The sequence below is a fragment of the Paraclostridium sp. AKS73 genome (assembly GCF_025671395.1).
Lineage (GTDB): Bacteria > Bacillota > Clostridia > Peptostreptococcales > Peptostreptococcaceae > Paraclostridium > Paraclostridium benzoelyticum.
In genome coordinates, this window is the sequence record NZ_JAIXHU010000002.1 from 19,010 (window position 1) to 36,328 (window position 17,319).

Consider the following 17,319-nt stretch of genomic DNA (forward strand, 5'->3'; position numbering starts at 1 on the left):
GTATTAGAATCTAAAATTAATCATGGCTTTTTAAGAAAGTTATTTTTATCTCTAATATTTATACTTTTGTCAATTTGTATATATTTAGCTAATGGTAAATTTTATTTTATTCTATTTAATATAGTTTTAGCTTCTTTTCCTTGGTTAAAACATAGAAAATTATCACATAGTATTTTAGCAATATTAATCATAAGTTTTTTACTTAAACAAATTGAGTTATTAACTAATATATCCAATTTGTGCTTTTTTGGAACTATTGGATATGCATCTCATTTATTTTTAGGAGATTTGTTTACAAAATCAGGAATACCACTTTTTTATCCTATTAGTGAAAAGAAATTTTCTCTTGGATTTTTAAGAGTTGGAGGGCGTTTAAGCAATATATTAGAAATTCTATTTATATTAATACTAATATTATGTATTTTGTTAACTCTATCAAAATTTTAAGCCCCAATAAGGGGCTTATCTTTACTTACAGGATTCGCATAAACCATAAAATTTAAGATCGTGGTCTATTATGCTAAAATTATATAATTTTGTATTTCCAGTTCTATAGAATCTAGTAAATCTTCTTTTACCTCTATTATCTTCCCACAGTTTTTACATATTAAATGATGATGATTGTGTGCATCAGAGTCATCTAAATCAATTTCATATCTTATGCATCCATCATCTAAGTTTAATTTAGAAATTGCACCAACTTCATCTAGTAATTGCATTGTTCTATAAACTGTAGCAAGTCCTATTTCTGGACAATCAACTCTTACTAGGTCATATATTTCTTCACTACTTAAATGTTCATCCTTATGCTTTAGTAACGTCTCTACAATAGCTCTTCTTTGAGGAGTTATTTTAAATCCCGTTTCCTTTAACTTTTCCTTTAATATATCCATTTGATTCATTTTACATTTACCGCCTTCATTTTCAAATGATAATCTTTATTAATTATTGTACTCCATTATTCTCCTTTTGTCAATATACCAACGAATTTACACTTAGATTAATTAAATAAAAGCAAAGGTTTTAAACCTTTACTTTTATAATAATACCCAAAGTTGAGAAGTTTTAAATAAATTTTATTTATTATAGATAAAATTATTTAAAACTTTTAAATTTTCTGTCTTATCCCATTTAACTACAAAACTATTATCTTTTTTAAGTCTCCCAGACTCTCTATATTCTGCAACAGGAAATTCCATTTGATTCAATTCATAATTATATAATTCTTTAGATGTCATAGCTATTGTAAGAAGTTTAGATATCGGTAAATTTACATCTACATAAGGCATCATTTCTTTTATAACCTTTGGATAACTACTTACAGGAAGCTCCACCAATTTATTAGCTATACTTTTTAATACATCCCTTTGTCTTTTATCTCTTTCATATATACTATCAATTTGTCTTATCCTAGCATAAGCTAATGCTTGATATCCATTTAATAACTGTTTACCTTCAAATCTTATAAATTGTGGCTCTTCTCCTTTATCTTTTGCTACTTTAAAAGAGTTTACTATTATATCATTTAAATGCTCTATTTCATTTTTATGAATATCTACTTCGACACCACCCAATGTATCAACTAAATCTATAAAAGAATTAAAGTTTACCGCTACATATCCATCTAGATTTATTTTTAAATTTTTCTCTATAGTCTCTAGTAACAACTTAGATTTTCCATATGCATATGCATGAGTTAATTTTTCATATCCATGTCCAGGAATATTTACTAGTGTATCTCTTGCCAATGATGTTAGCTTTAAATTTTTATTATCTTTATCTATGGTAAGAATTATCATTGAATCCGATCTTCCTACCTTGTCAAAACCACTTGAGTCACTTCCTATTAGCAATATATTAGATACATTGTTATTTTTTCTTGACTGTTTTTATCTAAGTTTTCTTGCTGTACATTACTTTTGCTATAATTAACCTTAGCTTTTTCTATAGATTTACTATAATTATTTAATGCATATATATTACTTAAAGTAGATGCAATTATAACAATAGCACTCAATACTACACAATATTTTTTAAATTTATTCATATTTCATTGCCCCTTATACTTTCATTAACTTTATTTTATCCATATAAATAAATTTAAATCTTAATTTATAAAATTTTATATTATCTTATAAATTAGGTAATACGTCAAATATCATAGTTTTTATAGTTGCAAAAAACTCTCTTGCATAATAAACCGGTACAAACTTACTTATAGATTTACTAGTGTAAAAATTAACATTTCCATACCCATTTACTTTGGCTAGTATAAAACTCCTAAAGCTGTGAAAATCAGTAGTGACCACCTTTACATTAAGATTTTTTATATCTTTATTGCTGTTTTTTTCTATTTTTTCTTTACTGTATTTAAAGTTTTCATATGTATTTGTAGACTTATCTTCTAGTATTATTTTATTTTTGTTTACACCATGTTCTACTAAATAATTTTCCATAGCTTTTGCCTCTGAAAGTTTTTCATCACTTCCTTGACCTCCAGATACAACAATATAACAATCATCTTTACTCTCATCTAAATATTGAATAGCTTTATCAAGTCGCCCTCTTAATGTTAAACTTGGCGTAGTATTTTTAACTGATGCACCTAGTACAATCAAATAATCACATTTGTCTTCTACATTGTTTTTCGGGAAAAATATTAATATAGCTTCTACTATTAAAAATATAGATAGAATTATAGTTAAAAATATTTTAATTACTTTTTTTAGCTTTTCATTAATATGTATTTTATTTTTTATAAAATGATATATTATAAGTAAAATACCTATAACTAAAAAGAAACCTTCAAAGGCCATTCCTCCATAAAACAATTCTAGGTAAATAAAATAACATATACCTAGCATACCTACTAATATATCTATGTATTTAATCATTCAGTTCCTCCTATGTAACATTCACTTCGCTTAAAGCGTAAAAAGGGAGCACCTTGAAGGATACTCCCATTTATAAACTATACAATTTTAATATTAACTATTCTTCGTCGAAGTTTAATCCTTCTTCTTCCATTAAAGTGTTGTATACAGCTACAACTGTTTCATACTCTTCATCATTTTCAAGTGGAGTTAATATATCTCCCTCTTCATCTGTATCAATTCTAAATATTAAAGCTTCTTCAGCCTCATTATCTTCTAAAGGCATAAGTATAGCATACTCTTTTCCTTCTGCTTCTAAAGTTAATATTATTTCAAATTGTATTTCATTTCCATCTTGGTCTATTAAGTTTACTATGTTTTCTTGCATTTATATCACCTCAAATTTTAATTATTTAAATATATTATAACTTATATCAATGTTATTTTACATAGATTTTACAAAATTCTTTTACTATCTAAATAACCTTGTAAAATTATTACTGCTGCAAGCATATCGATTACTTTTTTCTTTTTCTCTTCTAACGTCAGCTTCTATTAAAGATCTTTCTGCTGCAACTGTAGATAATCTCTCATCCCAGTATTCTATTTTTATACCCGTTTCTTGTTCTAATAACTCACAAAACTTTATAACTTTTTCACCTTGTGGTCCTAATGTTCCATTCATATTTTTAGGAAGTCCTGAAACTATTTTATTAACTTGTCTTTCTTTTATAATAGCTTTTAATTCCTCTATATCTTTTTTCTTTCCAACTCTTCTTACAGTCTTAACTCCTTGTGCCGTAATTCCCATAAGGTCACTAACTGCAACTCCTATAGTTTTATCTCCTACGTCAAGACCCATTATTCTTCCGTCTAATATCATTTAATTCTCCTCGGTCAACCAAATTTAATAATTATTCACTGTATGTATATACTATATTCTTATTGTACTCTAATTTCAACACATTATGTACAGAAAAAATTAACCTAGATATTATTTTTTAATATCTAGGTTAATATTATACTACTCTTTATCAAAAATCATCATATTTACGCTCATAACCAATATTGGTATTAATATATAAATAGATGCTGTTCCAGCCGCAACAATTCCTGAATCATTAAAAATTAAAGTAACTATACACCCTACTGTTGTTGCTACAAATCCCTTAAATATATAAGGATATTTTTCTGACAACTTTTTAAAATGATTAGCAGGTTTAAAAATAAACTTAGTCATATATCCAGCAACTACTAAAGCTACAACAATTAATATATTGCTAGTTGCAATATCTACATTCATTTGTATCTTTCTAGTAAATGTTTGAATTATAGCAATTGGCCCATTTACAGATATCTGATTTACAAATCCAGATAAATGAGACTGGCTTTTAGACACTACATCTAATGCAGCAAATATACAAACAATCATTACTGGCACAAGTGATAGCAATATGCTCTTTTTAAGATCCATCCTAACATCAAACGCAAGTAATAAAAATAATGTATATGCCACAGATTCTGATATTGCTCCTCCAACATTTGCTCCCATTGATGGATAAGCACTAGTTATAAGTATAATTAGAGATGCTACAACTATAACCCATTTAGGTATTTTTTTGTAGTTCACTAATACTGACATTGCAAATATAGCACATCCTATAGTTATACCTTCATATTCATTTCCAACCCCATAGTATCTAGCACCTATTATAGCATCATAACTCATTATGTTATTTTGCATTAAGTGTGTTCCAAATATAGAATCAACTACTATTACTATAATAGTAAGTATAGAGAAAAATGCCATATACTTAATATCATCCTTAAAGAAAATTTTACCTATTAAATATAACACTAATAAGGTCCCAAATATTCCTAAGGTTATACTAGCTGGAGTTGCAAAATTAAAAATAGGCGAAACTATAAACGCTAAAGGTATAACTACCCCTAGTTTTATAAATTCTTTTAATATTCTAAAAACTAATTCTTTTTTAGGTAGTTTTTTCCTAAAGAAAATTAATAGTACCGTGCATATAATCCATGCTACTGCAACTATTCCCACAGTAGTGTTTACAATAGGAGTTCTCACGCCTAGCATAGATACCATTTTATCAAATTCATGATTGATAAAACTTATATTATCTTCTTTATTAACTTCCTCAAATGCTCTTCCTACCATTTTTCATTTTTTAGATCAAACTTAGAAAGTATATCTACTCCTATATCTAAGTTTCCAACTACACCTTCTCTTCTTGTTGTAGCAGATTTTAAAACTCCCTTTTGAGATCCTTCAAATTTAATTACAGGAGATAGCCTTTTTTGATTTTTATAATCTTCTTTACTTGGAAAAGCTGACATTATATAAATCGTATCATTCTCATCAACCATTTTAAAAACTTCTTGTAAATAATCATCTATATTTTTATAAATATTTTTTTTCATATTATTGTAAGTTTTATCATTTAAATAGTTTTTGTAATCATCTAATCTATACGTATCTCCAAGTTCCACAAATAAAACATCACTATTATCATAAAACTTTTTAGTTTCACTTTTTAGTTTGTTGTAATCTGTTCTTATTCCATAGGGCATAGTGTTGTCTTTGATATTTATGTTGTCTACATTACCATCGTCAACTCTACCTATGTTATCCATAGCCATTAATGCTATGTTTCTATTTTTTATTAGTTCTCCATTATTAACTCTATCTGCGTTACCTATAACAGATGCCCTTAATTTATGATTTGATAAAGTCTGTCCTAACGATCCAAGTACAGAACCATAAGAACCATTCTCTAAGTTCTCACTTAGAGAATGGTTTATTGTCATATCATTTATTTTCTTGGGATTGTGTCCTGTTTCAGCTTTATACGCCTTTGCATTACCTTTATTAACTTCTTCAAAGTTAATTAGGCTCTGGTTTGGCAAGGTAACTTTTCCTCCAGCACCTACAGCTGCATATGACCTTCTGTCATCTGTTCCTCTGTCACCTCTAATATTCATAAGCCCTATATAGCCTTCTTTTTCCATCTTTTTAGATAGAGAATCTATACTTAGCATGTCTTCAAGGCCAGTTCTATTTAAATCAATTACTATTGCCTTGCCTTTATCATCAGCAAAACAAATGCTAGGAACAGAACTTATAAGTATCATTAAAATTGTTAATAAGGATACAATCTTTTTTTTCATAAGATTGACCTACTTTCTATTGTTCAAATAATAAGTGATAACCTCTTCTAATATTTCATCTCTTTCAAATTTCTTCATTATCCCTCTAGCATTATTGTGACTTGTTATATAACTAGAATCTCCTGAAAGTATATATCCTATAATTTGATTTATTGGGTTATATCCTTTCTCTTGAAGTGAATCATAAACTAAGTCGATAGCCTCACTAACACTCATTTGTTCAGATGTTATACCTTCGAATTTCATTGTATAATCCATATTTTCATTCATACTACAACACCCCTATCTTTAATATTTATTTAAATTTATTATTTCACTTGAGTTTTTAAAACCTCTTTTGCATGATTTAACGCTTCGTCAACCTTAGCTACATCTGGAGCTCCAGCTTGTGCCATATTAGGTCTTCCTCCACCTTTTCCTCCTGCTACTTGAGCTACTTCTCTAACTATATTTCCAGCGTGAACACCTTTTTCAAGTACATCTTTAGTAGCTGTAGCAACAAAGTTTATTTTTCCTCCTGCTACATTTCCTAATACTACTACTCCAGAAGCTAACTTGTCTCTTAAAGTATCTGCAGTGTTTCTAAGTGTATCCATATCCATGTCTTCAAACTTAGCTGTTACTATATTTACTCCATTTATATCTGTCTTAGAGTCTAATATAGAATCTGCAGATTGTAAGCTCATTTTTGCTTTTACTTCATTTAATTCTTTAGCTAATGACTTGTTTTCGTCTAATAAGTTAGTTACTCTTGCTACTAAATTATCTTCTTTAGCTTTAACAGATGTACACACTTCATTTATTAAATCTTGCTTGTTATTTAAGAAGTAATATACTTCTTTACCAGTTATAGCTTCTATTCTTCTTACTCCTGCTGCAACTCCACCTTCAGAAAGTATCTTAAACATACCTATTTGAGAAGTATTTGTTAAGTGAGTACCTCCACATAATTCCATAGAGAATTCTCCCATTGAAACAACTCTTACTTCATCACCATATTTTTCTCCGAATAATGCTGTTGCACCTTTTTGACCAGCTTCTGTCATACTCATAGTTTCACAAGTTATATCTAATGCTTCAAATATAATATTGTTTACTTTTTCTTCAATAAGCTTTAACTCATCTTTTGATATAGATTCAAAGTGAGTTACGTCAAATCTTAATCTTTCTGGAGTAACAAGTGATCCAGCTTGGTTTACGTGATCTCCTAAAACTTCTTTTAATACTTTATGAAGAACATGTGTAGCACTGTGGTTTCTTGCTGAAGCTAATCTAACTTCTTTATTAACCTTAGTATATACTACATCTTCAAGTTTTATAATTCCTGATTTAACAATACATATATGCTTTATAGTGTTATTTGGACCTTTTTTAGTATCTAAAACTTCTACTACTAAATCTTCATTTTTATTAACTAAAAGACCTTTGTCTCCAACTTGTCCTCCACCTTCTGCATAAAATGCAGTTTTATCAAGAACTATTACAACTTCATCACCAACACTAGCTGAGTCTACTAATTCATTATTTTTAGCTATTCCCTTAACAGTTGATTCTATAGATAGAATATCATATCCTTCAAAGTTTGTAACTATATCTTTATCTAATTTAGCTATAGCATCTTCTTTCCATGCTTCTGCATCCATATTTCCTCTTGCATCTCTAGCTGTTTGTCTTTGTTTTTCCATTTCAGCTTTGAAGCCTTCTTCATCTATTTCTAAATGTTCTTCTTCTAATATTTCTTTTGTTAAGTCAACTGGGAATCCATAAGTATCATATAATCTAAATGCGTTCTCTCCACTTAAAGTTTTCTCATTTTTAGCTTTTAACTCTTCTATATACGAAGATAATATTTCATTACCTTTGTCTATAGTTTCATTAAACTTTTCTTCTTCTATTCTTATAACTTTTTTAATGTAGTCAGCTTTTTCAACTAACTCTGGATAAGCTTCTCCACTTACAGATATAACTTCATCAACTAAGTTGTATAAGAATGGGTCTTTCATTCCAAGTAATTTACCATTACGAGCAGCTCTTCTTAATAATCTTCTTAAAACATAACCTCTACCTTCATTTGATGGTAGTACTCCATCCGCAACTAAGAAACTTACACTTCTTATATGGTCAGTTATTATTCTTATAGATTTATCAGTTTTATATTCTTTTCCATAAGTTGAATTTGTCATTTTCTCAACGGCATTTAATATTTGCTTTATAGTATCTACATCAAATATAGTATCTACGCCTTGCATTATACATGCAATTCTTTCAAGACCCATACCTGTATCTATGTTTTTGTTCTCTAATGGGTTATAGTTTCCTTCTTCATCTTTGTTAAATTGAGAGAAAACATGGTTCCAGAATTCTAAATATCTATCACAATCACATCCTGGTTTACAATCTGGATTATCACATCCATACTCTTCACCTCTATCAAAGTGAATTTCTGAACAAGGTCCACAAGCACCAGTTCCTATTTCCCAGAAGTTATCTTCTTTCCCAAGTCTTACTATTCTTTCTTTTGGTATACCTATTTCTTTTTCCCATATTTCGAAAGCTTCGTCATCTTCAAAGTATACACTTACCCATACTTTATCTTGAGGTATGTTTAAATGTTCTGTAACAAACTCCCATCCCCATTTTAAAGTTTCTTCTTTAAAGTAATCTCCAAAAGAGAAGTTTCCAAGCATTTCAAATAATGTAGCATGTCTAGCTGTAACCCCTACATTTTCTATATCACCTGTTCTTACACACTTTTGACAAGTAGTCATTCTCTTACTTGGTGGAATCTCTGTTCCTGAAAAATAATTTTTAAGAGGTGCCATACCTGCATTTATTAATAATAAACTTTTATCATTATGTGGCACTAATGAATAACTTGGTTGAACTAAGTGTCCTTTTGATTCAAAGAATTTTAAAAATTTACTTCTTATTTCGTTTAATCCCATTTTTGCATTTTAAATTTCCTCCTTAAATTTGCTACTTTTCTATGAATTAAAAAATCCCCGCCTCTATAATACTATAGGGGCGAGGATATATCTCGCGGTACCACCCTAATTACTGTAAAAAATCTACAGTATCTTCGGAAAACCTTAAGTTATAACGGAACTACCGTCAACTCCTACTTAGTTTCAAAGTTGATACTCCAAGACTGCTTCAATTAATCTATCATAAGGGCTTTCACCTATTCCCTCTCTCTGTAATGCATCAATTAATTTACTATTTCTTTTCACTGTATTTAAAATTATTTTATTTCTATATGATTAATAGTTATATTACTAAATTTTATAAAAATAATCAATAGTTTTTTATTATAGGCTTTTTTCTATTATTCCTCCACCTACAACTTTTTCTCCATCATACATAACAACTGATTGACCTTTAGTTATGGCTCTTTGGGGTTGATCAAATACTATTTTAACTGTATTTTCTCCGATTTTACTTACTGTCGCATCTGATGGTCTCGCTGAATATCTAACTTTAGCTTGTACTCTTAGAGGTTCTTTTATATCATCTATTGAGATTAAATTTACATCCTTAGCTATTAATGCATTTGAGAATATATCTTCATTATCACCTAATACAACTGTATTTTTAACTGGATCTATATCTACAACAAACATAGGCTTTCCAAATGCAATTCCTAGACCTTTTCTTTGACCTATAGTGTAGTTTATTATTCCCTTATGCTTTCCTAATACGTTACCATTAGTATCTACGAAAAATCCTGGATCAATTCTTTTTTTAGAATGTTTTTGAACATATCCCGCATAGTCATTATCTTTTACAAAACATATTTCTTGACTATCTGGTTTATTATGAACCTCTATTCCTATTTCTTTTGCAATTTCTCTTACTTTATCTTTTTCATACTCACCTATAGGAAGTAAAGTATGTTCTAATTGCTCTTGAGTTAAATTGTATAATGCATAGGTTTGGTCTTTTTTATCCGTAACAGACTTTTTAAGTAAGTATCTACCTGTCTCTTCATCTTTTTCTATTTTAGCATAGTGACCTGTAGCTACATAATCACACCCTATTTGACGAGCTTTATTAAAGAAATCATCAAATTTTATATGCTTATTACAAGCTATACAAGGATTTGGAGTTCTTCCGTTTAAATATTCATCTATAAATGGATCTATTACCTTTTCTTTAAATACATCGCTAAAGTTTAATACGTAAAAAGGTATACCTATTCTATCAGCAACTTTTCTTGCATCTTCAACTGCTGATAATGAACAACATCCACCTTCATTTTCTATAAGTTCATCATCTTCGTCTTGCCATAATTTCATAGTAACACCTATTACATCATATCCTTGTTCTTTTAAAAGATATGCTGCAACAGAACTATCTACTCCACCACTCATACCGATCATTACTCTTTTTTCATTTTATCACCTCGTTCTTTATATTATATATACTTTGATATATTTTTTAAAGTATTAACTTATAGGTTGTCCATTAAATCATTTGCTTTTTTATATAAATTATGATTTTTTATAAATTCTCTATAAGTTTTTATAAACCAAATTCCAAATACTAAAACTACTATATATATAGGCCAAACCACTATACTTATTACTGCAAATATAATGCTAATTATAACCCCAATCATTCCTATTATTATTTTTGTATCCATTATTTGAATAAAGTCAGGAAAATAGCTTATACTAAACCAACTCATCGAGCTTAAGATTAACATTCCAAATATCATTATACCCGTAAAAACAACTGGAGGAACTATAAGTACTTTTGAAATTATTTCCAAAGGTTTCTCTAGTACTTTTCTTAATGCCCAGTTTTTACTTGTATTAACATATTTTTTAAGTTTTTTATTTATATAATTTAAAAATTGCGTTTTATCCATTTCATTGCTCCTTTTAAAATACACACTACTATGTTTTACATAATAGTATACCATAAAACAATTAAGATGTCTTTAAATGATATATCCATATTAATTCACTTATATAGTAGTCATATTGTTAAATAATCCTCTTATAAAGTTCGTGTTTATGTTTAAAATTTTCTAAATTTGGTATCAATAATAATAAACTTATTAAAAAGGAGGTGCTTCAATTACTATGGATTTTAAAAACATAAATACTTTGCCTACTTATAGTGACGATAGGATTTGCGTCTTACTTTATAACTTTAATTCAAAAGATTTAAGTATGTTGAAAAATATATGCAACCTAATAGGCCTAAAAGACCAAATAGTCCTTGTGCCTAAGAATGCTACAACTTTAGTAAAAGATATTTTAAATAATAATATAGATGAAAGTTGCGAAGATGGATTAAAGCATAACGCCGTTATATTTAATAATGTAGACCATGTTAAAATTCACTCTTTTATGGAAGCTCTTAAAAAATTTAGGATACAAAGACCTTTAATTGCTGTAGTTACTGAAACTTCCATTGACTGGGAATTAAATACTGTAATACAAAACTTAATTGAAGAAAGAGAAGCCTTAAAGTCAGGGAAAACTCTTAATCACTAAATTTAAAAAGCGCCCCGCAACAAATGCTACCGGGTGCTTTTTGTTTTATTTAAAATTGTCCTAAGTCATTTTTAACTTCATCGGTGCATAGAAAAATGCAAGTGCCGAAATTATCCAAAAGCTAATATTAAACTTTATAACTAATGAAGCTAAAAATGTCATTCCCATTATATTCAATGCCATTATAGACTTTGTTTTTTGATAAGTATAAAGTCTTAAATATGCATATGCATCTCTTATTAAAAAATAATAAACAATATACTTTATAGTTTCAGTTATAGTAAGTAAATATACAAATTTTATATCAACACCTAATATATTTTTCAACTGAATTACAAACAAATATGCTAATCCAAAATATACAGTAGATTTAGAACAATATATGTAATTTGCATACTGCCTAATATTTTTCAAAATGTGTAATTTTCGTTTACCCTCTTCATTCAAAGACTTAATTCTATCTCCAATAAATAAGCTTGCAAAATAAGTCATTATAATAGTTCCAAGAGGAAGTGTAGCTATAAACATATAAAATAACACTTCTTTAAACCCATCACTTACAGGCCAAGGTGCTAACATAGTTTTATAATCTTTTATAAAACTAAATCCAATTAATTTAGAAAACCACACATCTATCATAACCATTATAAAGCAAGATACTATACTCAAATAAAATAAATCATCAAAGATTTTAGTCTTTTTAGTTATAACATAACCACACATAATTCCAATGATCATACTTTGACTCATACAAATTGCCGATCCTATATTACCCATTACCAATCCCACAATTAACAAACAAGTTACCATTGCAAGTATTGTAAATTTAAAATCGCATCTTAAATATATAATTGCTATAAAAATCGGAACTATTATGTCTATGTAAAGTCCATATAAAAGTCCTGTAGATATTGCAAATATACTACAAACTATGAAAAGTGAAGACATTATAGCTGCCTCAGTCATCTTTTTTATTTCCATATACAGCCTTCTTTCTATACAAAATTCACTTATATGATTTTTCCAAGGATATAAAAAATATATTAGTTAACCAAGTTTATAAGTGATTTAAAATATACACATTGATACATTATAACATAGACCTTAATAAAATTGTTTATACATTAAAATAACTACAATCTAGTTTTTACCAAGATTGTAGCTACTTTTAAATTTAATATTGCTCTTTTTTAATAAATAAAAAAGGATTAACTCTAATAGCATTGCTATATAAAACGGATAAAACTTTTTTAGATATTCTAAATAAAAAACCCACTGTATGACAATATTTTCGTATACTCTTAATATGTCATTTTCTAAGTGTTTTTTACTAACTTCTTCTAAAGTATTACTTTCAAAGAATAAAATTTCATCTCTTAAATGTATTATGGACATTATTAAATCTGTAAAAGTTTGATTTTGCAATAAATTCTCATTGCTTATTAAATTAATAAGTAAATTATTATTTTCTACTAATAAGTTCTTTATAGAATTTAAATCTATTTCATCTATTTCTATATTATAATCATGATTAGTTAGTGTAGTTCTAACATATTTAAGATCCTCAAAGTTAAAATTAAAGTCACTTGTATTTTTATCTGATACGATTATATAATGCATTAATTTTCCGCCAATCTCAGTGAAAAATATTCCTATTAGCATATTCAGCTTTTCTATTCTCTCTTTTTTAGATCTATGATCAATTAACTTCTCAAGAATTATAGTAACAACTAAACTATTTATAGGTATAAAACATAAATTCATTATAGAATAGTATGCAGTGTTTAAAGCTTGTCCAAACACCATAAAGTGGATAGTAAACATAATTACAGATAAAGATATTAATATAAAAGATATAAATAAATAGTATTTAATTTTTTTCATAAGCACTCCCCTTAATATTTTTACACATTTACTAATTATAGCATACGTTAATTACATTAAATTTCCTTAATTTTATATTTATATAATTAATTATTTCCTTTTAATATAAGGTACTTTAAAAAACTTACTTTATATTCATTCAAAAAATATACTTTTTAAGTGATTTCACCTTTTTCACACGTGTTTAATAAAATAGTTATGTACTTTTAAATTATATAAGTTGCATGATTCGATAAATATTTCTTATTTATTAAGGAGTTTTTATAATGATATTTAAAATTAAAGTAAATTAGTCTATAATCTTTAATATAAAAAGAATTAAGGGGGATTTTTCAGTTATGCTTAAAAAAATTAATAAGATTTTAGTAGCCAATCGTGGCGAAATTGCAATTAGAATATTTAGAGCTTGCTCTGAATTAGGTATAAAAAGCGTTGGGATATATAGCAAAGAAGATAAATATTCTTTATTTAGAACTAAAGCTGATGAATCATATTTAATAGGAGAAGATAAAGGTCCTATTGATGCTTATTTAGATATAGATGGCATAATTGAATTGGCTAAAAGTAAAAATGTAGATGCAATTCATCCTGGATATGGTTTTTTATCTGAGAATCCAGAGTTCGTAAAAAAATGTGAAGAAAACGGAATAATATTTATAGGTCCATCTGCTGAAATAATGAATATGATGGGAGATAAAATTAACTCAAAACAAATAGCTAAACAAGCTGATGTTCCCACTATTCCAGGTGTAGATGAGTCAATTAAAAGCATAGAAAAAGCTAAAGAAATAGCTAATAAAATTGGTTATCCTATAATGCTTAAAGCTTCTAATGGCGGTGGCGGAAGAGGTATGCGAATTGTATACAGTGAAGATAGCTTAAATATAGAATACGAAACTGCATGTAGTGAATCAAGAAAAGCCTTTGGGGAGGATATTATATTTATAGAAAAATATATACCTAACCCAAAACATATAGAAGTTCAAATACTTGGAGATAAGTTTGGAAATATAGTTCATTTATATGAAAGAGATTGTTCAGTTCAAAGAAGACATCAAAAAATAATAGAATATGCTCCAGCCTTTTCTCTATCTGATAAACTTAGAGAACAAATATGTACTAATGCTGTAAAAATAGCTAAACATGTAGGCTATGTAAATGCAGGTACATTAGAGTTTTTAGTTGATGAAAATGAAAACTTCTACTTTATTGAAATGAATCCAAGAGTTCAAGTTGAACATACTGTAACAGAAATGATAACAGGTATAGACATAGTTCAAAGTCAAATATTAATAGCTCAAGGATTTAAACTAGAAGATGAACCTATAAACATAAAGTCACAAGAAGATATCCAAGTAAGAGGCTACTCTATCCAATGCAGAATAACTACAGAAGATCCTAAAAATAACTTCATGCCTGATACTGGAAAAATACAAGTTTATAGAACTGGTTCAGGTTTTGGTATAAGATTAGATGGAGGAAATGGGTTCACAGGCTCTACAATAAGCCCTTACTACGATAGTTTATTAGTTAAGACAATATCTTGGGATAGAACTTTTAAAGGCGCTATAAACAAAACAGTTCGTTCAATTAAAGAACTTAGAATTAGAGGTGTTAAAACAAATATAGGTTTCTTAGTTAATGTTTTAAATAACCCAATTTTTTCACAAGGAAACTGTAGTACAAAATTCATTGATGAAAATCCCGATTTATTTGAAATAAAAGAAAGTAAAGATAGAGGAACTAAACTACTTCAATTTATAGGAAATACTATAGTAAATGAAAATAAGTGTTCTGAAAAACCTGAGTTTCAAACTATATATAACCCTAAATCAAGTAATACATTTTCTCCAAACGAAGGAAGTAAAATTCTATTTGATAAACTAGGTAAAAAAGACTATTTAGAATCTATAAAAAAAGAGAAAAAATTACTTCTAACGGATACAACTATGAGAGATGCTCATCAGTCTCTTTTAGCAACAAGACTTAGAAGTTATGACTTACTAAAAGTTTCACAGCAAACAAGTGAGCATATGAAAGATTTATTCTCTCTTGAAATGTGGGGAGGAGCAACTTACGACGTAGCATATAGATTCTTAAAAGAATCTCCGTGGGTAAGACTTGAAAAACTAAGAGAAGAAATTCCTAATATAATGTTTCAAATGCTATTTAGAGCATCTAACGGAGTTGGTTATAAAAACTATCCCGATAACGTTATAAAGGAATTCTTAAAAGAATCTGCAAATAAAGGAATTGATGTTTTTAGAATATTTGACTCTCTTAACTGGGTTGAAAATATGAAACCATCTATATATACAGCTCTTGAGACTGGTAAAATTGTTGAATCTACTATATGTTATACAGGAGATATTTTAGATCCAAATAAGACTAAGTATAATTTAGAGTATTACATTAATATGGCTAGACAATTAGAAGAATTAGGTTCTGATATTATATGTATAAAAGATATGGCAGGTCTTTTAAAACCATATGCTGTCTATACTCTTATAAAAGCATTAAAAGAAAATGTTAATACTCCTATTCACCTACACACTCATGACACAAGTGGTAATGGAGTTGCTACATGCTTAATGGCTTCTGAAGCTGGAGTTGATATTGTTGATGGAGCACTTGAAACAATGGCAGGACTTACTAGTCAGCCTTCATTAAATTCAATTGTAGAAGCTCTTAAAAACACAGAACGAGATACTAAAATAGATTTATATGGATTTGAAGAATTGGGTAATTACTATAAAGATTTACGTAATGTATACTCAAAATTTGAAAGTGATTTAAAGAACCCATCTGCTGAAATTTATAAATATGAAATTCCAGGTGGTCAATATACAAACTTAAAGCCTCAAGCTGACAGTTTAGGTTTATCTGATAAGTTTGATCAAGTAAAAGAAAAGTATAAAGAATCTAATGAAATATTAGGTGATATAATTAAAGTTACTCCATCATCTAAAGTTGTAGGTGATTTAGCAATATTTATGGTAAAAAATAAATTAGATAAAGATAATATAGTTTCAGAAGGGAAAAATCTTTCATTCCCAGACTCAGTTGTTGACTATTGTAGAGGTATGATAGGTCAACCTGAAGGAGGAATTCCTAAGGACATTCAAAAAGTCGTACTAAAAGGAGAAGCTCCTATAACAGTAAGACCTGGAGAGTTAATTCCAAGTGAAGATTTTGAATCTGTAAAAACATATCTAGATGAAAAATTTAATATGGATTCTAATGTAAGAAATGTATTAAGTTACACACTTTATCCTAATGTTTATGAAGATTATTTAAAGCATCTACAGTTATATAACGATATCTCAAAACTTGAAAGTCATGTATATTTTTATGGTTTATCAATAGGGGAAGAATGTGAAGTAGAGATTGAAGAAGGAAAAGTATTAACTATAAAGTTAATAGAAATAGGGGATATAAAAGATGACGGAAATAGAACTTTATCATTTGAACTAAATGGAATGATGAGAGATGTAGAAGTTAATGATACTCACTATAGTTCAAATATAAAAGATATCTTAAAAGCTGATATGAACAATCCTTTACAAATAGGTGCTAGCATTCCTGGAAAAGTTGTAAATATATTAGTTAAAGAAAACGAAGAAGTTAAAGAAAATCAGCCACTTATCGTTATTGAAGCTATGAAAATGGAAACTGTTATAGTAGCTAAAACAAGTGGATGTGTTAAATCTATTTATGTAAGTCAAGATGAAATGGTAAAAGATAAACAATTACTAATAGATATGAAATAAAAATAAAAAGCTGTGTAAAAGTTACTTAAGCTTTGGATAAATACACAAGTTTTGCTTCCCAAATGGTCGCTAAAACTTATATATTTATCCTTTGCT

At 28.0% G+C, this 17,319-nt stretch carries 15 protein-coding genes, 2 pseudogenes and 1 other annotated feature; of the genes and pseudogenes, 3 read left to right on the plus strand and 14 right to left on the minus strand.

Going from position 1 to position 17,319, the window contains the following annotated elements:
* Positions 1-66: 66 nt before the first annotated feature.
* Positions 67-447: a metal-dependent hydrolase gene (locus tag LEQ07_RS22335; protein ID WP_263329271.1), complete on the plus strand. Its 381-nt coding sequence runs from the start codon at positions 67-69 to the stop codon at positions 445-447.
* Between the two features lie 21 nt (positions 448-468).
* Here the strand turns inward: LEQ07_RS22335 and LEQ07_RS01540 are convergent.
* The 12 genes and pseudogenes from LEQ07_RS01540 to LEQ07_RS01595 form a co-directional block, all read right to left on the minus strand.
* A pseudogene (locus LEQ07_RS01540) lies at positions 469-902 on the minus strand (Fur family transcriptional regulator).
* A gap of 174 nt (positions 903-1,076) precedes the next feature.
* The gene (locus LEQ07_RS01545; RefSeq protein WP_263329272.1) at positions 1,077-1,853 is read right to left on the minus strand and encodes an LCP family protein; all 777 of its coding nucleotides are present in this window, start codon (positions 1,851-1,853) and stop codon (positions 1,077-1,079) included.
* Positions 1,847-2,047, minus strand: coding sequence for a hypothetical protein (locus LEQ07_RS01550; RefSeq protein WP_263329273.1), 201 nt, complete (start codon positions 2,045-2,047; stop codon positions 1,847-1,849). Before LEQ07_RS01550 ends, LEQ07_RS01545 begins: the two co-directional genes overlap by 7 nt.
* Positions 2,048-2,132: 85 nt before the next feature.
* Positions 2,133-2,894: a YdcF family protein gene (locus tag LEQ07_RS01555; protein WP_064503623.1), complete on the minus strand. Its 762-nt coding sequence runs from the start codon at positions 2,892-2,894 to the stop codon at positions 2,133-2,135.
* Between the two features lie 97 nt (positions 2,895-2,991).
* On the minus strand, positions 2,992-3,261 hold the full coding sequence (locus tag LEQ07_RS01560) for a DUF1292 domain-containing protein (protein WP_046824229.1): 270 nt from the start codon (positions 3,259-3,261) through the stop codon (positions 2,992-2,994).
* A 68-nt stretch (positions 3,262-3,329) separates the two neighbouring features.
* Positions 3,330-3,753: pseudogene (ruvX, locus tag LEQ07_RS01565) on the minus strand (Holliday junction resolvase RuvX).
* A 144-nt stretch (positions 3,754-3,897) separates the two neighbouring features.
* Positions 3,898-5,055 carry a hypothetical protein gene (locus LEQ07_RS01570; protein ID WP_263329274.1) on the minus strand — a complete coding sequence of 386 codons (1,158 nt, stop codon included), beginning with the start codon at positions 5,053-5,055 and terminating at the stop codon, positions 3,898-3,900.
* Positions 5,049-6,065 carry a hypothetical protein gene (locus LEQ07_RS01575; protein ID WP_263329275.1) on the minus strand — a complete coding sequence of 339 codons (1,017 nt, stop codon included), beginning with the start codon at positions 6,063-6,065 and terminating at the stop codon, positions 5,049-5,051. Before LEQ07_RS01575 ends, LEQ07_RS01570 begins: the two co-directional genes overlap by 7 nt.
* Positions 6,066-6,074: 9 nt before the next feature.
* The gene (locus LEQ07_RS01580; protein WP_021429857.1) at positions 6,075-6,335 is read right to left on the minus strand and encodes an IreB family regulatory phosphoprotein; all 261 of its coding nucleotides are present in this window, start codon (positions 6,333-6,335) and stop codon (positions 6,075-6,077) included.
* Positions 6,336-6,373: 38 nt separating this feature from the next.
* Positions 6,374-9,010, minus strand: a complete 2,637-nt coding sequence (alaS, locus tag LEQ07_RS01585) for an alanine--tRNA ligase (RefSeq protein ID WP_263329276.1) — start codon at positions 9,008-9,010, stop codon at positions 6,374-6,376.
* Between the two features lie 72 nt (positions 9,011-9,082).
* Positions 9,083-9,304 (minus strand) — a binding site (T-box leader).
* 69 nt (positions 9,305-9,373) lie between these two features.
* Positions 9,374-10,444: a tRNA 2-thiouridine(34) synthase MnmA gene (gene mnmA / locus LEQ07_RS01590; protein WP_263329277.1), complete on the minus strand. Its 1,071-nt coding sequence runs from the start codon at positions 10,442-10,444 to the stop codon at positions 9,374-9,376.
* Between the two features lie 71 nt (positions 10,445-10,515).
* Positions 10,516-10,935: a hypothetical protein gene (locus tag LEQ07_RS01595; RefSeq protein ID WP_263329278.1), complete on the minus strand. Its 420-nt coding sequence runs from the start codon at positions 10,933-10,935 to the stop codon at positions 10,516-10,518.
* Positions 10,936-11,152: 217 nt separating this feature from the next.
* Here LEQ07_RS01595 and LEQ07_RS01600 point away from each other — a divergent pair, with 217 nt between their 5' ends.
* Positions 11,153-11,569 (plus strand): DUF3783 domain-containing protein, encoded by a 417-nt coding sequence (locus LEQ07_RS01600; RefSeq protein WP_263329279.1) that lies wholly within the window; start codon positions 11,153-11,155, stop codon positions 11,567-11,569.
* 60 nt (positions 11,570-11,629) lie between these two features.
* Here the strand turns inward: LEQ07_RS01600 and LEQ07_RS01605 are convergent, their stop codons facing one another.
* Together LEQ07_RS01605 and LEQ07_RS01610 are read right to left on the minus strand one after the other, a co-directional pair.
* Complete coding sequence (locus tag LEQ07_RS01605) at positions 11,630-12,550, minus strand: DUF2232 domain-containing protein (RefSeq protein ID WP_263329280.1); 921 nt, start codon at positions 12,548-12,550, stop codon at positions 11,630-11,632.
* Between the two features lie 159 nt (positions 12,551-12,709).
* Complete coding sequence (locus tag LEQ07_RS01610; RefSeq protein ID WP_263329281.1) at positions 12,710-13,453, minus strand: hypothetical protein; 744 nt, start codon at positions 13,451-13,453, stop codon at positions 12,710-12,712.
* 338 nt (positions 13,454-13,791) lie between these two features.
* Here LEQ07_RS01610 and LEQ07_RS01615 point away from each other — a divergent pair, with 338 nt between their 5' ends.
* Complete coding sequence (locus LEQ07_RS01615) at positions 13,792-17,223, plus strand: pyruvate carboxylase (protein WP_263329282.1); 3,432 nt, start codon at positions 13,792-13,794, stop codon at positions 17,221-17,223.
* The last annotated feature ends 96 nt before the right edge of the window (positions 17,224-17,319 follow it).